Origin of the sequence: Okeania hirsuta (assembly GCF_003838195.1) — a bacterium.
Taxonomy (GTDB): Bacteria; Cyanobacteriota; Cyanobacteriia; order Cyanobacteriales; family Microcoleaceae; genus Okeania; species Okeania hirsuta.
Genome location: NZ_RCBY01000450.1, coordinates 1 through 2,969, shown reverse-complemented (window position 1 = coordinate 2,969; position 2,969 = coordinate 1). Strand labels below are relative to the sequence as shown.

Here is a 2,969-nt window from a genome sequence, read left to right as displayed (position 1 = left end):
AATAGAGGTCTACCCTTAAATAATGGAATAGCGTTGTGTTACAAAGGATATAAGTACTTTTCAACAGCTAATACGACTACATCCTAGACAAAAGTGGTCTAAGGGTGTGGATAAGATTACGAAAAGCCGTCGTAGCTCAGTTGGTAGAGCGCGCCCATGGTAAGGGCGAGGTCTCGGGTTCAAGCCCCGACGATGGCTCAAAAAAATGACTTCAATTTGTTCTAATAAGGTTTATGAAGATTGAAGTACTAATGCACGAATTTTGTGCGTATGCTCATTACTTTCGTGGTGTTTCTTACACAACGATAAAGAATTACAAGAATATAATTAGCTTCTTTGCTCGTAGTGCAGAGATAGAAGACATTCACATCAATATAACCGAAAAAAAAGTTCAGAGTTTTTTGTTGATTGTGTAGAATTATTCGCGGATGAGAAGCTAGCACTTTTGTCATGTACCATAAAGAACTTAGGAGTATTTTTTACCCTGGTGTACGAAAGAAGGTTACATGACTAAGAATTATTGCAGGGACCTAGAAACACCTCGACTAGAAAAACCACTTCCCAAAGCCTATCAAAGCAACAGGCATATAAAGTCTTAGAAGTAGCTTATAATTACCCATACAATTATAAATTCTTGCGGTATAGAAATCATGCAATTCTAGCCGTATTTATATTCGCAGGTTTAAGAAAACAGGAATATAATAAACCTCAAATTAGCTGATGTGGATCTGGATAATCTAATCATCCATAATAATCTAGGGAAAGGGAAAAAAAGCAGAAAAGTTCCCATTGCGTTTTCGGCTAGCTGAAATTCTTACGATGCTATTTAAAACGAAAGAAAAAGGCTTAACAAGAAGTGCCTGAATTTTTCACCTCTCTTAATCGGACCGTGGTTTAGGTGAAGTGGGATTAAAGAGAAAAGATTGAAAAAATCAGAACTGTGTCTAAATTTATTTCAGCCCACATGTATTAAGACATACATGTGCTACTCTCCACATAGAGGGGGAGAGCAGATATCACTTTTGTATCTCGATTACTCGGTCATACTAATGTAAACAACAACAATTTATATTGCCTCAACAGTGGAGCATATGCGTGAGCAGGTATTAAAGCATCCGCTCAACTATATGAAATAACCGAACCTTTCTTCTTATAATTGTTTAGCCAACATTGTTCAGAAAGGAATACTAAAAAATATTTCGAGTACTTACAAATGAATAGGATTTAAGGGAAAAAACTTCTGTTTTTAAGGGTTAGCAGGATTTCTTATTTTAGTAAATGATGAGACTAAAAACTCGTCAAAATAAACTCTATATATCATTTGAATAATAGGTAATTATCTTTAAAAGATAAACATTAAATAATTTTCACTAATGAATTGCCATAAAGGGTTGTTTAAAAAAAGAATTTGACTTTTAGCAAAGCTCTATGAGGTTAACCCTTTTTGTTAAATTCTAGAATTAAATTCTTCCTCTGGATTCACTTCAAACCCATGAAAAAAAACAAAAGGCGCCTAATAATATTTTTTGAATGTCTTAATTGCTTTAATTTTGCTGCAACATTTATCGGTGATATAGGTGACACATGGAGTACTTGGCAAGACTTCATCTTCTGGTTGCAAACACAAAACCTAATATCAAAAAATGACTGGCTCACCAAAATTCTATTGTTCCTTATTTTAATAATACTTATTGCAATAATAGGGTTTGTGGCCAAAAAACTGATAGAAGGACACGAGAACGAAAATTTTCTAAAGGATGGAATTCCAAAGTTCGTGAAGCATACTTAAAATGGTTTAAGAAAGATGTAATCAGAACGTCTAAAAAGTTCTATTCATCACGCAACTTACATCTACTCAAACTTAAAGTGAACTCGGAGGTAGTAATGCCGCTTACATTTAGATTTAAGGACCAAAGAAAAGATAGTAGCCAAAAGGAAGAAATATACACAATAGTATAAACGAGTTAAAATCAAAAGGTAATGACCGAATTCTATTGCTAGGAGCTCCCGGCTCAGGTAAAACAACAACAGTTATCAAATTAGCAGATGATCTTTGGGCATAAGGCTATTCTGAGCAAGCAGGCAAGAATCCTATACTATTTAATCTTTCACTTTGGGAAAACCCTAATAATGCTGACCATAAAAAAACCTAAATGGATAATATTATTAATGGTTTTAATAAACAAAAAATAGGGCAAAAAAATGAAATTGAGTTTTGGTTAAGTCAAATGCTAGCAAAGATTCCAGGGACTGGCTTAAACCAAAAGATTGCATTGCAATGGTTACACCAAGACAAATTCATTATCATATTAGATGGCCTAGATGAGGCTAAAGAAAGTCATAGATCTGAGCTGATAATTAAACTTAATCACCTGCTTGAAGATTTATCTTCTCCAGTGATTATCTGTAGTAGAACCGCAGATTATGAAGCCTTGGCCGTAAATGATAAAATGAAATTAAATTTAAACTATAATGCCACAATCCAACGATTAAATAAAGAACAAAATAACAAATTATCTTAAAGAAGCAGATGCTGCCGATCTGGCTAGTATTTTAAACGAAGATGAGAACCTAATGGAGTTGGCTCAAACACCTCTTGAACTTAGCATAATGGTTTTTAGCTTATGGCAATAATATGCCAGAGCAAAAATTATCTGGAAATATTTTGTCAAAAAGCCATCGAAGGATGCAGCTTTTTGAAGCATATATTTCTGCAATGATTCAAAGAAAGGCTAGACGTGATACTTCAAATCCATTATTACCAGAAAGTGATCCTTTTAACGCAATAAAAATTCGCCCAAAATACTCCATACAAAGAATAAACAAATACTTAGGATGGTTAGCTAGAAGAATGAGTGAGAGATCTAAATCTTCAGTAAAACCAGAATCCTTATATTCCTTCCTGAGATTAGATCTTTCTTCTCTAACTCTAAGAGACTTAAGCTTAAGCCTTAGCATTTTAATATTCG

2 protein-coding genes and 1 tRNA gene are annotated in these 2,969 nt (G+C 33.9%); all 3 read left to right on the top strand.

Going from position 1 to position 2,969, the window contains the following annotated elements:
- Window positions 1–125 precede the first annotated feature (125 nt).
- Window positions 126–198, top strand: a tRNA-Thr gene (locus D5R40_RS31615).
- Window positions 199–2,153: 1,955 nt separating this feature from the next.
- On the top strand, window positions 2,154–2,522 hold the full coding sequence (locus tag D5R40_RS31610) for a hypothetical protein (RefSeq protein WP_124155785.1): 369 nt from the start codon (window positions 2,154–2,156) through the stop codon (window positions 2,520–2,522).
- A gap of 113 nt (window positions 2,523–2,635) precedes the next feature.
- Window positions 2,636–2,969 (top strand): hypothetical protein (locus D5R40_RS31605; protein WP_134239655.1); only part of this gene is annotated, 334 nt, incomplete at its 3' end.

Bases quoted from the DNA above. Each gene is read 5' to 3' on its own strand.
- D5R40_RS31610 (WP_124155785.1), top strand. From the start codon at position 2,154: ATGGATAATATTATTAATGGTTTTAATAAACAAAAAATAGGGCAAAAA.